This window comes from Sulfurimonas sp., assembly GCF_018698455.1.
Taxonomy (GTDB): domain Bacteria; phylum Campylobacterota; class Campylobacteria; order Campylobacterales; family Sulfurimonadaceae; genus Sulfurimonas.
In genome coordinates, this window is sequence record NZ_JABIOQ010000041.1 from 1 (window position 1) to 16,781 (window position 16,781).

Genomic DNA, 16,781 nt, shown 5'->3' on the forward strand with positions numbered 1-16,781 from the left:
TCAGCAAGTGCTTTAGCCCAGTACTGAGCTACGAAGAAGTGAGACGCTTTATTGTCTGGTTGACCAACTTTACGACCTGGCTCTTTGTTGTTATCTAGGTAAGCAGCATTAGCAGAATCTAAACCAGCAGTTAAAGCAGTTAGTTTCGCATCAGAATGCTTTTGACCTAGGAAACGTAAAGACTCAGCAAGTGCTAAGATTTCACCAAGTGAATCCCAACGTAAGTGACCTTCTTTAACGAATTGCTCAACGTGTTTAGGAGCAGATCCACCAGCACCAGTCTCATAAAGACCACCACCAGCTAATAATGGAACGATTGAAAGCATCTTTGCAGATGTTCCAAGCTCTAGAATTGGGTACATATCTGTAAGGTGGTCACGAAGAACGTTACCAGTTACAGCGATAGTTACTTTACCTTCACGAACACGTGCATTTGTAAAACGAGTTGCGTCAGTAACATTCATGAATTGAATGTCTAAACCAGTAGTATCAAATTCTTTTAAGAATGCATCAACTTTGATTTTAACTTGAACATCGTGAGCTCTTTTGTTATCTAACCAGAAGATTGTTGGAACGTTTTCAAGCTTAGCTCTTTCAACAGTTAAACGAACCCAGTCTTTGATTGGAATATCTTTAGTACGAGACATTCTCCAAATATCACCAGCTTCACATTCAAAAGACATCATTTCACCGTCAATTGAACCAGTTACTGTAACAGTACCTGCTTCAGCAAGTTCGAATGTAGTTGGGTGAGAACCGTACTCTTCAGCTTTTTGAGCCATAAGACCGATATTTTGCATAGTACCCATAGTAGCTACGTCATACTGACCATTTTTAACACAGTCTGCTACCATTTCAGCATGGAACATACCGTAAGTAGAATCAGGAACAACAGCAACACATTCTACTGCAGCTCCAGTTCTATCCCATTGCTTACCACCTTCACGAACAACAACTGGCATAGAAGCATCAATAATTACATCATTTGATGCATTGAAGTTTGTAGTACCTTTGTCAGAGTCAACCATAGCGATTGCTGGAGAATCAGCTTCAACTACAGATAAGAAAGCAGCTTTAATTTCAGCTTCTTGAGCATGACCAGCGATTTTTTTCTCTAAATCTGACATACCTTGATTAGGATTAACATTTAATTCTGCAAATGTATCTGCATACTTAGCAAATACTTCTGGAAAAAATGCTTTAAAACCGTGACCAAACATAATTGGATCAGAGATTTTCATCATTGTTGCTTTAAGGTGTAAAGACCATAAAACACCATTTTTCTTAGCATCTTCAATAGTTTTCTTATAGAAAGTATTAAGTGCCGCAATTGACATAAAAGTACCATCAAGAATCTCACCATCAATAGCATCAATAGTAGTTAATTCCTTACCATTAAGTGCGATAGTAACTTTTTGAGCTTTTGCTACAGTAACTGATTTCTCGTTAGCAAAAAAGTCACCCTTACCTTCCATGTGAGCAACATATGCTTTAGGATTTTCTGGGAATGCACGTAATTTGTGTGGGTTGTTTTGAGCAAACTTCTTAACAGCTACTGCTGCACGTCTGTCTGAGTTACCTTCACGTAAAACTGGGTTAACAGCTGAACCTAAACAAGTAGAGTATTTAGCTTGTGTAGCTTTTTCAGCATCATTTGCTGGGTTTTCAGGGTACTTAGGAATATCAAAACCTTGACCTTGAAGTTCTGCAATACAGTCTTTAAGTTGGCCAACAGATGCAGAAATATTTGGAAGTTTGATAATGTTACCATCATCTTGTAAAACAACCTTACCTAATTCTGATAGTTCGTCTTTAGCAAGACCCATTGCTGCTAATACACGACCTGAAAGTGAAATATCACTAGTTACTACTTCAACGCCTGCTGCTTGAGTAAACGCATTAACGATTGGTAAAAGAGAGTAAGTTGCTAAAGCTGGAGCTTCATCAATAACTGACCAGATAATTTTTGACATTTTGATTCCTTAGTGAAAAATATTTTATTTCATGATAGCATAAGCTTCATGGAATTTACAAATCAAATAATACCACTAAGATATATAATATTTGATTAGCTTTAATGAATATTTAGCTTATACTTATTATTTGTTTCATTTAGTAGCACGTTTTATATTGCTTAAATGTGTAGAATAGTTACGTGTAAAATCGTGAACATTATTTTTATTCTTCATAAAATAAAGGTAGTCTGTAGATAAAGGAAAGATGGCGGCCTTAATTGCATCAAGACTAACATTACAGACTGCTTGCTTTGGAACACCTCTATGGAGATAGGTATTAAAAGAACTTTTATCCTCACGAATTCTTTTAGCAGTTACTTTTACATGTGAATACTTTCCGTAGTTCAGGGTTCCATCCATTTGAAGCCTCATGCCTTTTTTTATTCTATTATAGATTACAGAACTCACTATGGGCATTTCTTCCTTGTTTGCGGACTCTTTTTGTATCACGGAGGCTATTGAAACATAACGAAACCATTTTAATTCATCATAGACTCCAAAAATCTTAAGAGATAACTCTTTCATTTTAACAAGTGATACTTTTAGTAGCAGTTGAATAAGTTTATGTTCAGTAATGCCAACTGGTATACTGTATGTATCTGGTACAAACATACCTTCCCTAGCATTGACCTGCACTTTAAATTCCCTCTGAAGTAGAGTTCTATCTAGTTTTAAGTTATGAGCTAATTGATTTAAAAATATGTAACTCGTTTCACCTGGGACTAATGTTACATTTTGTAGTGCAGCTTTTTGTCTAGTTAGTTTATATAAAAAGTCTGCTTTTGTATTATCTGTTTCAAACATATCTATCCAGCCACTCTGTGGATAACCAATGAGCCTCAAAACAAAAGAGTCAAGTTTGTTTACATCATACCTTTCATTCTGCATTTGTGTTATAATTGTATTTATAGAACCTTTTTGTATATAAAGTACTCTTGGTGTTTTAATTGGCTTATTTAGGTAGTACATGAACGATAACATTATTATTAATATTATTTCAAAGACATACTTTATAATTATCAGTTTTTTTGTTTTCATTTTTTCTTTAGTCTTTATCTTTTTTATTATTTTACAAAATGGTCTACTAATAGACGAGTTCTCTTCTTCGAATGTTCACATCGAGCAATTATACATTAAATGGAATAAGAAACTAGACTTATCTATCAAAGAACTTAGTGTATCACAGAAAGAAGGTTCCTTTAACCTAAGTCGCAAAACAGTTGAAAATTACTTTACCATACTTTCACAAGTAACAAATTATTTTGACTCTATAATTATTGATAACCTTAATATTGCTAATTCAAATATTGCTTTTAAATATAAACAAGGTGAACTCGGCTTTATTAGAAGTAATTCTAACTCCTTAAATTTTGACTCTATTTTAAATATTACTAACAATGAATTGCACTTAAATATAAAGCAATTTAATTATGATGAAACTAAGATCTTAATAACTGGAAATATCGACTGTAATACTTCATCACTTACACTTTCTACTAATCTAAAAATAAATATTCATGAAGATGTAGAACTAGATTTTTCCTCAATAACTACACCTCTTAATACCACTTATGAAATAAAGAGTAAAAAGGACATAAGAGAACTTAAAAATTTAGTCAAAATGGCAAATGTTCCAAAAGAAGTTTATTATTGGATTTACGAGGCGATAGACATGTCTAGTGTTGAAGTTAAAAAATTATCTGGATTTATATTACATGATGAAATTATGAGTGCCTACAAGAATATTAATTTTTATGGGGTTATAAAAAATCTCAACTATACATATAATAAAAATCTTGATTCAATACATACAACAGAAACAATCTTAGAATTTAAAAATGGAATACTATTCATATACCCACAAAATTCTTATTCTAATAGTGTAGAACTTAAGAAAAGTTGGTTGAAAATAGATTTCACAAAACAAGAGGAACTATTAACTCTTAATCTTCTTTTTGATGGGATGCTTGATAAGGCTATGTTAAATGTTTTACATACCTATAAAATTGATTTACCATTTTTACAAAACAGTGGATCAGTAAAAACTGACTTGAAAATTACAGTTGGATTGAGAAATATTAATGTTAATGCCAATGGGAGTTTTTTTACACAAAAAGCAAATTTTAATTATCTTGGTTTAGATCTTGATTTGTCTAATGCACATATAAACCTTAGTAACTATGATGTAACCATTAATAATATGCAGGCTAAATACAAAGGTATTGCGGATGCTAATGTAAGTGTAATTTATAATGCACATTCATCAAAAGGCAAAATTAAATTTAAGTTAGACAAGCTTCAATTTAAGGATCAATTGTCATTAGATACTCAAAAGAAAAGTCTTTATGCTGTATACAGCATCGCTCCAGATGGTGATACTATTTCTGTTGAAAAATCATCTTGGAAATTTAAAAGTAAACTCATATCTCTAGAAAAAATTCTTGTAAATATTGACTTAGATAAACTTTTATTTGACTTTCCAACAGTATCTTTTTCTTATTCAGATATTGCCTCTGGATTTTTATCAGGGATGCTAAACTTAAAAGATACTAATTTAGACTTAAATATTGATCTTCTAAAGCTATCATATCATGGATTAAAGCTCACTCAGTCAAACACACCCCTTAAAGTGAACTATAAAGATACGCTCTCTATCAGCTCTACTGAAAACATTTACTTTAGCTTAAGTGGCACAGAATGTATAGCCGAAGCCTTCAAGATTAAAGCAGATGACAAAAGTGCTTCATTAAATGCCAAAACACTTCACATTGGAGAATATGCTTCGACTAATATTTTTGCAAAGTACAACTTTGACACAGAAACTTCTCATCTAAGTTTAAATAACTTTCTTCTTACTAATCCAAATACAAAAAAAATATTATATAAAAATAAAAAAATATATTTATCCCTTAAAGAAAACAACAACTCTCTTATAGTGAATTCAGTAGAATTAGACACTAAGTTTATATCAAATAAACTAGGATGGGAACTCTCTTTAAATTCGCTAGAAGATATTAAACATAATTCACCTATTTTACAAAAATTCAATATTTCTGATGGGAGAATAACTCTCTTTAAGCAAGTAAAAGATAAACATGTGAATTTTCTAGCGCACATAATCTATCCATATAAGGTTTTACTTCACAATAAGAAACCAACATCTAAATATACTATTAATGGTACTCTTTATAAAAAAAGACTAAAAGCAAAAATAAATAAGCAGGTAAAAGTAGACATAAATGATGACATAGATATAAAGATATATAATAGTGGCCTTAATATTAGTGAACTTTTGAGAGCTACTAAAGAGTTACACCTAAAAGATTCAAACAGTACAACTAGTATAACTGCTCATGCTGAAAATTCTTTTATTTATCTTAGTGATAACAGAAAGATACTCTCAGACACTATAGATGTCCAATATTATAATAATATTATAACAGCTCAACTAAAACATAAAAAAGCTCTTGCTGGATTTAGATTGGAAGAGAATAAATTTCATCTTTATGGTAAAGATTTTAATGACAATTTTATATCTAAACTCTTCTATCTTTCTAAGTTCAAAGGGGGAAGTTTAGACTTCTCTGCTAGTGGTAATATCGATGAATATCAAGGTACAATGTATCTTAAAGATACAGTAATAATAGACTATAAAATACTCAATAATATACTTGCTTTTATTAATACCGTTCCATCTCTCATTACATTTTCACTACCTGGATACAGTACGAATGGACTTTATACAGACACAGCCTATCTTCGTTTTAATACAAAAAATAATCTTATCCATCTTTCTGATATATATTTAGATTCTAAAGAAATAGACATAGTTGGTAAAGGAATCATTAATATAGAGAAAGAGACTTTAGATGTAGACTTAAATCTTCAAACAGACTTAGGGAGTAAACTTTCTCAGGTTCCTGTCGTAGGATACATTATATTTGATGAAAAAAGTATCTCAACCACATTAAATATAGATGGAAGTTTAAGTAATCCATCAGTAAAATCTCTTATTGCAAAAGAAATTATAGTGGCACCGATAAATATTATAAAAAGGACTTTACTTTTACCCTACAAAATTTTCCAGGATTTAAAGAGGTAATAGTAAATTACTCGTTTCTTAAAACAGTTAATATATCAACTTCACTAGCTTTTTTCGCTGGATAATATGAAGAAGCAAGTACTATTAAAAATGCTCCGGAAACTATTAATATAAAATCAAGAAAGCTTAAATCCAAAGGAAGTGTTGATGTTGGATAGACATCTTTTGGAAGAGATATTATATCAAATGTTCCCAAGATCCATATACCACTTAAACCAAGAGTCACACCACAAAGAATCCCGCCAATACCAATAATAGTTCCAAGATAAAGAAATATTTTTTTAATTTCAAGTGTTGAGGCACCAAGAGATAAGAGAAGTGCTATTTCCCCTCTTCTATTCATAACATTCATCAATAATGATGAAATAATATTTATAGATGCAATAAGAATAATAAGCATTAATACAATAAATAAAGAAGCTTTTTCCATCTCTAAGGCAGCAAAGAAGTTTAAATTGTCTTCCCACCAGCCTTTAACTGAAACACCAGATGGTAAGAACTTACTAATTGCTTCTATATCATTGTGGGGATCTGCAGAGTATATATGTATCCCGTCATACATGTTACTTGGCATATGAAGTAAAGTCTGAAGTGCCTCAAGTGTTGTATAACTATACACTTTATCATAAGTAGACAGACCTGAGTCAAAAACCGATTTTACTTTGAATCGCTTCAGCTTAGGTGTAATAGAAAGTCCGCCCGGTTCTGTACTTGTAAAGATATACATAAGTTTGTCATTTTGTGTAAGATGAAATTCATTCTTTAATGTTTTACCAATAAGTACATCAAATTTATTAAATTTTACATCTTTAATAGCCTTACTTAAAACACTATTTACAAAATACTCATCTTTAAAGTTTACACCAAAAAGATAAGCACCTTCTAGTTTAGAACCACTACGCACCATAACAGATGATTGAACATATGGACTGAATTTTAAGTCTGGAAATTTTTCTTCTAAGTCTATAAGTAAGGATTTGTTTACATTACCATAGAATACAGGCAGTATTGTCAATGGATAATTCATAATAGTTAGTTTCTTTTTAAACTCTTTGTCAAAACCATTCATTAAAGCCATAGCAATGAGTAAAACCATAACACCAAGGGTAATACCCAAGAATGCTAAAAGAGCAGAAAGAAAGATAAATGGCTGTTCTTTGTCAAATCTTAAAAATCTTTTGACTAAATAAGGAACTATTGATTTTTTCAAGAAGCAAAAGCACCTTTTTTAGGACCGCTTTTACCACAGCATTGCTTATACTTTTTACCACTACCACAAGGACAAGGATCATTTCTAGCTATTTTCTTGTCCGAAGTTGCTTCACTTGAAGAATGGTTAAGCTGTATGTTTTTTTCATGCATCTTTTGTTCTTCTGCGAGCTTGTCAGAAATTGCCTGAGCTTCTTCTTCTGCTGAATCCATCTTAAATTGGATAATTTGTAATGTTCTTATAGTATTAAATTTTATATCACTAATTAGCTCTCTAAAAAGATTAAAACTCTCTTTTTTATACTCGACTAGTGGATCTTTTTGATTGTAGGCACGGAGTCTGATACCTGTTTTCATACTATCCATCTCATAAAGATGATCTCTCCATAAATTATCAAGTTCTTTAAGATAAAACTCTTTTTCTATATCTTTACGAACATCATCCTCTAGAACACTCATCTTGTCATCGTATAATGATTTGAGATTAAATACTAGAGTATTTAAAAGCTCGGAGTATTCAAGAGATTCAAGCTCACTGGCCTCTGTTTGAAAATTAATTTTTTCTTGTAGAAGTTCTAGTAATTTTTTAATGTTAAAGTCTTCTCTAGCTCCACCATCATATATATCAGCTTGCTGAAGAATATAGGCGATATACTCTTCTCTAATTTCATCAATCTTAGATGAAATATCAAAGTCTTTACTTAAAAGTTGATTTCTGAATCTGTAAACAATTTTTCTCTGCTCATTTGCTACATCATCATATTCAACAACTTGTTTTCGTCCTTCATAGTGCATATTTTCGACTTTTTTCTGAGCTTTTTCAACTGCCCGAGTAACCATTTTTGACTCTATATATTCGCCATCTTCAACACCAAGTCTTTCCATTATAGACTTAATTTTATCACTTCCAAAAATACGTAAAAGATTGTCTTCTAAAGAGAGATAAAATTGAGTTGATCCTGCATCCCCTTGACGACCTGAACGACCACGGAGCTGATTATCTATACGACGATTTTCATGTCGCTCTGTTCCTACAATGTAAAGACCACCAAGAGAACGAACTTCATCATTCACTTTAATGTCAACACCACGACCTGCCATATTAGTAGCAATTGTCACAGCACCTTTAACACCGGCAGATTTAATGATTTCACCCTCTTGTTCGTGGTTTTTTGCATTAAGAACAGTATGTGCTATCTTTTCTTTTTTAAGTACTTCATGGAGTGCTTCAGACTTCTCTATAGATGCGGTACCAATAAGAACAGGCTGTCCAGTCTTACTTAGTGTCTTGATTGTCTCAATTACTGCATTAAATTTTTCTTCTTCAGTTTTATAGATTAAATCGTTTAAATCTTTTCTTGCTACAGGAATATTCGTAGGAATTGAAACTACATCTAGCTTATATATTTGAGCGAATTCTGTCGCTTCTGTTTCAGCTGTACCCGTCATACCAGCTAATTTACCATACATTCTAAAATAATTTTGAAATGTAATATCAGCAAGAGTTTGTGTTTCTTCTTTTATTGAAACTGACTCTTTAGCTTCTAATGCCTGATGTAAGCCTTCTGAAAAGCGTCTTCCTTCACTGATACGTCCAGTAAATTCATCAACAATCATAACCTCGCCATCACGAACAACATAATCAACATCAACTTCAAAAAGGTAGTTAGACTTAAGTGCTTGATCGAGAATATGTGACAATGAAGAGTTTTCAGCACTATAAAGGTTTTCTACTTCAAATAATTCTTCTGCTCTAGTTATCCCCTCTTCTGTGATAAGTACAACTTTGTCTTTTTCGTCTACTGTAAAATCCACATCTTTGTTTAGAGTTAAAGCAACACTATTTGCTTTTGCATAATCTTGCATGTTTCTATTTGTTGGACCAGAAATAATAAGAGGTGTTCTTGCTTCATCAATCAAAATTGAATCTACTTCATCTACAATAACAAAATGATGATTTTTTTGTGACATATCATCGCTCGAGTAGCTCATATTATCTCTTAAAAAGTCAAATCCAAATTCATTATTTGTTCCATAAGTAATATCTGCTTCATAAGCAGCTTGTTTTTCTTCTTGGGAATTAGAATCCTCAAGGATTGTTCCAACACTAAAACCTAAAAAGTTATACAACGGAGCCATTTCACTTGCATCTCTTGATGCTAGGTAATCATTTACAGTTACAAGATGAACACCTTTGCCTTTCATCGCGTTTAAGACAATAGCCAGTGTTGCGACAAGTGTTTTTCCCTCACCTGTTTTCATTTCAGCTATTCTACCCTCGTGAAGTACTATACCACCAATAAGTTGAACATCGAAATGGCGCATGTTTAAAACACGTTGACTCGCTTCTCTTGTTATTGCAAACGATTCTGCTAAAACATCATCAAGTGTATTAGTATCATCTAAAACACTATTTCTTAAATCATTAAATTCTGACTTTAGTTCATCATCACTGAGAGCTTTATATTTCTCTTCAAGTGCATTTATTTTACTGACTCTTTTTAAATATTTTTTTAATTCACGGTCATTTGATGTGCCAAAGACCTTCCCTATTAATGCTTCTAGCATTCTCAACCTTATATGTTATACTATATAATAAAATATAGTAAAATGAAATTACGATTATTTTATCACATTAAATATAACAAAGAGTATAAATGGTTAATTAGATATAATTTCAAGAACAAAGGATACACTTGAAACACATAATACTACTTCAGATCTTATTTTATATTTCTTATGCACAAGTACTCACTATTAATTCTTTTGAAGCTGACTTCAAACAAGAACTTACTGATGAAAAAGGAAAAGTAATTAGCTATAATGGACATATCAGTGCACTTAAGCCAAACTATGCACTTTGGAAGTATACTGAGCCACTTAACAAAGATATATATGTATCTAGAACAAGGGTCGTAATTATTGAGCCAGAAATTGAACAAGTGATTATACGAAATACTTATTTGGATTTTGATATTTTTGATCTCATTAAAAATGCAACTTTATTAGAAAAAAACATTTATAAAGCTCATTTTGGGGAGACTGATTTTAAAATTGTCTTCAGTAATTCATTTATAGCTTCTATTGCATACAAAGATGAACTAGATAATAGTATAAAAATATTTTTTACAAAACAAATACAAAATAAACAAATTTCTCTAGATCTATTTGTTCCATCTATCCCTGATGCATATGATATCATTAGAGACTAACTGATGGTTCACCTATAAAAAAACCCTGGGAATAGTCTACTCCTAGTTCTTTAACAATATCTAATATTTCTTGACTCTCAACATGCTCTGCAATAGTTTTAATACCGCGCTTCTTAGAGAAGTCAACGATATTTTTTACAATCAACTGATACTCTTTATTTTCATATAATTTTTTTATAAATGTCCCATCTATCTTAATAAACTCCGCTTTTAGGTCAAACATTCTACTATATGCTGCCTTGTCAGTCCCAAAGTCATCTAAAATCACATGATAACCCATATTTTTCAGACCTAGAATTTGCTTATCTAATTTTTGCGACTTACTAATAATAATATCCTCTACTAATTCCAAGTGTACTCTCGATGGTGCTATATTATACTTGTCACACTTATAATTTAAAAATGCAAATAGATAATCTTCATGTAAGTCATGCATGCTAATATTAATTGAGAAATTATAATCATTATCTTTAAATAATTTAAATGTTTTATCAATTACCAGTCTCGTTATCTGTGTTATTAATCCTACCTTTTTTGCACTTTTAATAAATTTATCAGCATCAACAAGTGCACCATTATCATCAATTAAACGGCACAGCACTTCATAGTGCTTCGTTTCTTCTTGTAAATTAGAAATAATAGGTTGGTAATAATTAAGAATTTTGTCTTCATTAAAGGCTTTTTTCAAGATTCCTATCCAGTAGAGACTATCCCTATGCTCTTTCATGTACGAGGAATCTAGGTTATATATTACAATCTGATTACCTCCATAATATCGAGCTTCCATAGATGCTGCTTTAGAATTTATAAAGAGCTTTTTTCCCTTTCCATTGGCTATTCCTATAGAAAAAATTATATTGTGAGAATACTCATCAAAATGAATAGGAGACTCTTTAAAAAATGCTTGAACCTGTTGTCCAAGTAAATTTGGCTGATCTAGTGTTGGCTCATTTAGTAATATAACAAACTCATCTGCTGTTATATGAAAAAGTTGTGCATTTGTTGTTAAAAATCGACTAAGCTGAATTGCAGATTCTTTAAGTAGTTTATTTGCTTTTCCCATACCATAGGTAGTATTTATAAAGTCAAAATGGTCAATATTAAGATACATTGCAGACTGTTCTCTTCCATCAAGCATATCTTGCAGTGCATACCGGCTTGGAAGTTTTGTGAGCTCATAAATATTTTTATTTATATGTATACTATTTTTATAGCTTTCAAGCTCATCTTGAAGTTTCTTTTCTTTAAGCATAGAACTACCTATGCGTTTTCTTTCATATTTTAGGTCTTCGTCTAATTTATCTATACCCTCTTGTAAAAAACTTCTTGTATATTTCAATTTCTTTGAAAGTATAAGTATAGAATCTAAGAAGTTTTCTGTATTAAATGGTTTTGTTAAAACGGAGAAAACCTGGTAATTATATAGACTTAAGAGATGCTCGACTGATGTATCTTTTGTAGTAAGAATAATCTCCTGAAAATTACTATGGAGTCTGATGTTTTTTATAAGATTTTCTACATCCATAATTACAGATGTGGCATCAACAACAACTATATCATAAGAATGAACTTTCAAATAACCTACTCCTAGTGTTGCATTATTTGCATCATCAACTCTTGAAAATACTTTTCTTAAAGCAGTTGTTACACTTGTTAAAAAACCTTGATTTTCATCTATGTATAAAAGGGATAGTTCTTTAGTGATGGGTAATAAATCTTTTAACTCAGCCATAGCTATACATCCTATATAATAAAATATTATAAATTATAACGCTTTATTATTAAATATATTTAATAATAAAGAAAAGATTTCATTCTAAACAACTTAGGATGAACATGAGAGTCCTATATTCTTATCTTCCTCTGGTGTATCACCTGAAAAGTGTTCATATTCTGGAAGTTCAGCATATGGATTTTCAGCGATATGTTTTAATGTTTCAACCATTGAGTAATCACCTGCTTCAGCAAGAACAATGGCTTTTTGAATCATGTAGTTCTTTAAAACATACTTCGGATTTGTACTTAACATCAGCTCTTGGCGTTTTTGTTGAGAGCCACTCTCTTCTAGGAGACGCTTGTCATAAAGCTTAAGCCAGTTATCTAGAACAACAGGATCCATAGCAATATCATACAAAGGTGACCTGTCACCATCATATCTACTAAGTATTCTAAAGAAAAGGGTATGGTCAACATAGGCTTCATGCAGTGCAACAACGATTTTTTCTACTAAATCTGCATCACTATCTAACTCTATATAAAGTCCCATCTTTTCACGCATAACACCTACATAAGCATTTGGAAATATAAAAGCACCATAATCCTCAAGCTTTTTCTCCATTCTATCTTTAGAAACTATCTTAGAAAAAGCGATTGAGAGCATAGTCAAATTCCAGTAAGAAATATTTGGCTGCTCACCATAACTATAACGACCAACACGGTCTGACTGGTTACAGACATAGTTATAGTTAAAATCATCCATCATGGCAAAAGGACCATAATCGATAGTAAGACCCTCAATGGACATATTATCAGTATTCATTACTCCATGGTTAAACCCTACTCCTTGCCACTTTGAAACCGTGGATGCTGTTCGATCAACTATTTCACAAAACATTTTAAAAAATCTATCCTCGTCATCTTTTAAATGTGGATATGATTCAGATATTACATACTCAGCAAGTGCTTCTAGCTTGGCATGTTCACCCATATGGAAAAAATATTCAAATGTACCAAAACGTACCCAACTAGTAGACATACGCATAACGATAGCTGCGTTTTCCATTTTACTACGAATTATTTTGCTCTTTGACCCTATGATTCCCAGTGCCCGTGTTGTAGGAATACCAAGATGGTGCATTGCCTCACTCATCAAGTACTCGCGGATAGATGAACGTACTGCCGCCCTTCCATCTGCAGAAGCAGAGTAATGGGTATCTCCACTCCCCTTGAGCTGTAGGTTCCATCCAGAAGTACTACCCAAATTAAGAGCTCTTCCATCACCCAACCATGGGTTATAATGACCAAACTGATGCCCTGCATAACACATGGCAAAAGGATGAGAACCTTTAGGACTAAAAGTACCATTGAGAAGTTCTACAAAGCGAGGGTCTTGTTCAGTGCTACTATCAAGATCTATTAACTTAGCTGCGTTTTTATTAAAACTAATTAAGTAAGGTTCATCAAGTGGTTGAGGGTCAGTTAATTTATAAAATTCTTCATCTAAAGAAAGGTAAGAGGTTTCAAGTGTCATATTATTTAAATTCATAATGGAATTTTACATGTGGAGTTCTAAATAGCATATGGTATTAGCAGAGTAGTTTATCACCCTTTGCTAATACTAAGAAAATAACTTTAATATTAGCTAATATTACTTAACTATTGCCCGTTAACTGCTCTTTTTTACCATTAAGAATTTGGAAGACAGTGATTTCTGAACCAACTTTTTTAATTGTAGCCTCTCCATAATCAGTTGGTGTGTATAACCTAAGATTTATAGTTCTAGACTCACCTTCTTCAGTATCACTCACTAGCTTAAAACCACTATCTATATAATAGCTAATACAATCATCTATATTAGAAAACTTTTTTATACCATCATCTGTTTCATCTTCTTCATTATCTATATTTATATCTTCAGAAGAAGAAATGGGTTGAACTTCTTCACTTAGCACCTTAATTTTAATAATGCCATAGTTGTCTTCATAAGATATTTTTTGACCTACAGCTGGTTCATTCTCGGTATCTATCCAAAAATGAGTGCCAAACTCTTTTGTTTCACCATCACTAAGCATTATGAGACCCATGCCCTGATCACTATTAAATTGAAAAATCATACCTGTAGAAATCATTTTAACCCTTTTGCTTGTAAATAATTAAGAAATTTTAGCTAATTAAGCTTTATCGGGCACCTGAAGACAGTTCTCTTTGAATTCTATTGTACTCCTTGTACATCTCCCACCAATATGAAAGCTCCCTGGATTCTAATAACTCTTTATTATTCACAATTATTTCAAATGTATCAGTATCTAGGCCTTTAATCTCTTTATAAAGATCCTCAGAGCAGTTTATAACATATTCATAATCATCTATACAATCTTGTATCTCTTGGGGAACTTCTTTGCCTTGTGATGTCAGGACATAAGCATAGAGCTGACAGTTTTTGTGTAGTTGCATTTCTTTGTTCGAGGGATTCATAGTTTATTATCCTTTGTTTGTGCAGGATTATAGCAAATGAATATAACCTATATCACATAATTTATATTTATAAAACTCAATTTTGTTATTTTTAAGTGTTAAAAAAAGTTCTCCATTTTTATAGCTTTATGATAAAATTTCATATTAATAAGAGGACAATGAATGCAAATTTTTGCTTTACAATCACCAACAGGTGGATTTTTGGATGAGGGTATGAAGAACTTCAATCAAATTTTTGATGATTGGTGCATGCAGTTTGAAAGCTTAGAAGACGCGCAACTTATTGCTGATACCTTCGAGAAACGCAGCAAGGTCAACATTGTAGAAATAACACCTCTTAGTTATCCAAAATACTTTTTTCATAAACTCACTGGAATTATCCACACAACTAGAAAATATGAAAACAAAATCATTTGTATTGTTGAACCCGTTATGGGTGCAAACTATAGACTTGCTATATGTGACTTAGAGACTAAAGATGTAAGACTACTTACTACCCGCTATAAAAGTGCTCAGAGTGCAGAGGGAGCTTTTACTCACTTATCTTTTGAAGTATGATGGCTTCAAAAATTTTTAAAACTTAAACTTAATTTTTTTGGTAATTATAATATTTAAATTCTTCCTTTGTCTTTTAAAGTTATAAATCTTATACAAAATACAGGAGTTAAGATGTTAATATCACAAGAGCAGCTACCTATTATAGAAATAGATAGCATGAATGAACTACATAATGAAGAAATAGCACGTATAGCCAAGCTTTATGATGTAGCCAAAGGCAAGGATGCAAAACTTGTATTTGAACTTTTAAATGAGCTTATTGAGCACTACAAGAAACACTTTGCTGATGAAGAAAAATTGATGCAAGAAGTAGAACATCCAGACTATCATGCACATAAGCATGAGCATATTAAGCAAATACTTGACTTAGAAGCTCTCCAGAGTTTTCTTGAAATGACGAATGATATTCAATCAATTCCCTCATATTTAGAGGGTTCATTAACTCCATGGATTATAGAGCATGTTGAAACATGGGATTCTATGATATCAAAGTTTATTGTACTAACTAAAAACTAATATCCTTTCATCTCACCTTCTATATAATTTAAAGCTTCCCTAATTGCTTCTAGGGGAGTAATTTTTCGCTCTTTAAGACGCTCATACGCAAGTTTTTCAAGCTTCTTTAAATAAATTTTTAAATTTTCTTCATCATGCATAGTTTTTCCTTTCTTTTCTTGTGTCATATTGAATAATATTAAATAAGGCTCTGTGCCCATAAAACGAGTTCTGATTGAGAAAGTTGTCTGCTTACACGGCTAATTTCTTCTCCTTTATTAAAAGCGATAATAGTTGGAAGAGCACCAACTCCATACTTTCCGGCTACCTTTTGGTATACATCCGCATTGACTTTAAGAAATTTTACCTTTAAACCAAAACCAAGAGCCGCATCTTCATAATCATCGTACATTGCCATACAGGGACCACAGGTAGTTGAGTAAAAATCAACAAGTATCGGTATCTCATTTTCAACTATGTGCGTTGTACAAGTCTCATCAGTTGCTTCAAGTGGAAAGGGATCATCTAGATCTGTTTTACATTGAGCACAAGGGATTACTTCTCCTTGTCCTTTTATTTTAACTGTGTTGACACTGTTGCACTCTGGACATACGATCCTTAAAGCTTCCATGTTTAACCTTTGTAAAAAATATTTAGGAAGTATACACTTTTCTTTTAGTAGAATAATTAGCTGAGCAAAATCTTAAAATTTTGTAAGCCACCTATAAAGTCGTAGGTATTAATCAAGAAAGATGTAAACTTCTAAAAAAAGGATATTTATGGACATGAGTATGCATATGGAAATGATAAATTTAGTGAAGTCACTCCGAGGTACATATAAACAATCAGACAGAGAGATGGTAGTAAGAGTAGTTAATGAGTACAAGCAAATGAATAACTGTAGTTTCAAACATGCTTATGATAAGACAGTTGAGGGAAATCCATCATATTCAACATACACTTCATGGAGACGCAAAGCGACAACTTAGGTTAGTT

15 protein-coding genes are annotated in these 16,781 nt (G+C 32.0%); 5 read left to right on the top strand and 10 right to left on the bottom strand.

Going from position 1 to position 16,781, the window contains the following annotated elements:
• Both HOG88_RS05535 and mltG read right to left on the bottom strand, forming a co-directional pair.
• On the bottom strand, positions 1 to 1,973 hold a 1,973-nt coding region (locus tag HOG88_RS05535; RefSeq protein ID WP_295004051.1), incomplete at its 3' end, for an NADP-dependent isocitrate dehydrogenase.
• A 135-nt stretch (positions 1,974 to 2,108) separates the two neighbouring features.
• A complete protein-coding gene (mltG, locus tag HOG88_RS05540; protein WP_295004053.1) occupies positions 2,109 to 2,984 on the bottom strand; it encodes an endolytic transglycosylase MltG in 876 nt (291 codons plus the stop codon).
• On the opposite strand from mltG, the gene HOG88_RS05545 reads away from it, so the two are divergent.
• Positions 2,983 to 6,117, top strand: coding sequence for an AsmA-like C-terminal domain-containing protein (locus HOG88_RS05545; RefSeq protein ID WP_295004055.1), 3,135 nt, complete (start codon positions 2,983 to 2,985; stop codon positions 6,115 to 6,117). The two genes, mltG and HOG88_RS05545, sit on opposite strands and share 2 nt — an antisense overlap.
• 7 nt (positions 6,118 to 6,124) lie before the next feature.
• Here the strand turns inward: HOG88_RS05545 and HOG88_RS05550 are convergent, their stop codons facing one another.
• Together HOG88_RS05550 and secA are read right to left on the bottom strand one after the other, a co-directional pair.
• Positions 6,125 to 7,327: an ABC transporter permease gene (locus HOG88_RS05550; RefSeq protein ID WP_295004057.1), complete on the bottom strand. Its 1,203-nt coding sequence runs from the start codon at positions 7,325 to 7,327 to the stop codon at positions 6,125 to 6,127.
• Positions 7,324 to 9,894 (bottom strand): preprotein translocase subunit SecA, encoded by a 2,571-nt coding sequence (secA, locus tag HOG88_RS05555; RefSeq protein ID WP_295004059.1) that lies wholly within the window; start codon positions 9,892 to 9,894, stop codon positions 7,324 to 7,326. The genes HOG88_RS05550 and secA overlap by 4 nt, the downstream gene beginning before the upstream one ends.
• Positions 9,895 to 10,022: 128 nt before the next feature.
• Here secA and lolA point away from each other — a divergent pair, with 128 nt between their 5' ends.
• Positions 10,023 to 10,538: a LolA-like outer membrane lipoprotein chaperone gene (lolA, locus tag HOG88_RS05560; protein WP_295004061.1), complete on the top strand. Its 516-nt coding sequence runs from the start codon at positions 10,023 to 10,025 to the stop codon at positions 10,536 to 10,538.
• Here lolA and HOG88_RS05565 read toward each other — a convergent pair.
• From HOG88_RS05565 to HOG88_RS05580, 4 genes are all read right to left on the bottom strand, one after another.
• Positions 10,528 to 12,270, bottom strand: coding sequence for a GGDEF domain-containing response regulator (locus tag HOG88_RS05565; RefSeq protein WP_295004063.1), 1,743 nt, complete (start codon positions 12,268 to 12,270; stop codon positions 10,528 to 10,530). The genes lolA and HOG88_RS05565 overlap by 11 nt on opposite strands.
• A gap of 93 nt (positions 12,271 to 12,363) precedes the next feature.
• Positions 12,364 to 13,803, bottom strand: coding sequence for a YdiU family protein (locus HOG88_RS05570; RefSeq protein WP_295004065.1), 1,440 nt, complete (start codon positions 13,801 to 13,803; stop codon positions 12,364 to 12,366).
• A gap of 106 nt (positions 13,804 to 13,909) precedes the next feature.
• Positions 13,910 to 14,386 (bottom strand): hypothetical protein, encoded by a 477-nt coding sequence (locus HOG88_RS05575; RefSeq protein WP_295004067.1) that lies wholly within the window; start codon positions 14,384 to 14,386, stop codon positions 13,910 to 13,912.
• 49 nt (positions 14,387 to 14,435) lie between these two features.
• On the bottom strand, positions 14,436 to 14,732 hold the full coding sequence (locus HOG88_RS05580) for a hypothetical protein (RefSeq protein ID WP_295004069.1): 297 nt from the start codon (positions 14,730 to 14,732) through the stop codon (positions 14,436 to 14,438).
• A gap of 162 nt (positions 14,733 to 14,894) precedes the next feature.
• On the opposite strand from HOG88_RS05580, the gene HOG88_RS05585 reads away from it, so the two are divergent.
• Together HOG88_RS05585 and HOG88_RS05590 are read left to right on the top strand one after the other, a co-directional pair.
• Positions 14,895 to 15,290, top strand: a complete 396-nt coding sequence (locus HOG88_RS05585) for a hypothetical protein (RefSeq protein ID WP_295004071.1) — start codon at positions 14,895 to 14,897, stop codon at positions 15,288 to 15,290.
• 111 nt (positions 15,291 to 15,401) lie between these two features.
• Positions 15,402 to 15,806: a hemerythrin family protein gene (locus tag HOG88_RS05590; protein ID WP_295004073.1), complete on the top strand. Its 405-nt coding sequence runs from the start codon at positions 15,402 to 15,404 to the stop codon at positions 15,804 to 15,806.
• Here HOG88_RS05590 and HOG88_RS05595 read toward each other — a convergent pair.
• The gene (locus HOG88_RS05595) at positions 15,803 to 15,946 is read right to left on the bottom strand and encodes a hypothetical protein (RefSeq protein WP_295004075.1); all 144 of its coding nucleotides are present in this window, start codon (positions 15,944 to 15,946) and stop codon (positions 15,803 to 15,805) included. The genes HOG88_RS05590 and HOG88_RS05595 overlap by 4 nt on opposite strands.
• Positions 15,947 to 15,984: 38 nt before the next feature.
• On the bottom strand, positions 15,985 to 16,416 hold the full coding sequence (locus tag HOG88_RS05600) for a thioredoxin domain-containing protein (RefSeq protein WP_295004077.1): 432 nt from the start codon (positions 16,414 to 16,416) through the stop codon (positions 15,985 to 15,987).
• Positions 16,417 to 16,564: 148 nt separating this feature from the next.
• On the opposite strand from HOG88_RS05600, the gene HOG88_RS05605 reads away from it, so the two are divergent.
• Positions 16,565 to 16,774: a hypothetical protein gene (locus HOG88_RS05605; RefSeq protein WP_295004079.1), complete on the top strand. Its 210-nt coding sequence runs from the start codon at positions 16,565 to 16,567 to the stop codon at positions 16,772 to 16,774.
• The last annotated feature ends 7 nt before the right edge of the window (positions 16,775 to 16,781 follow it).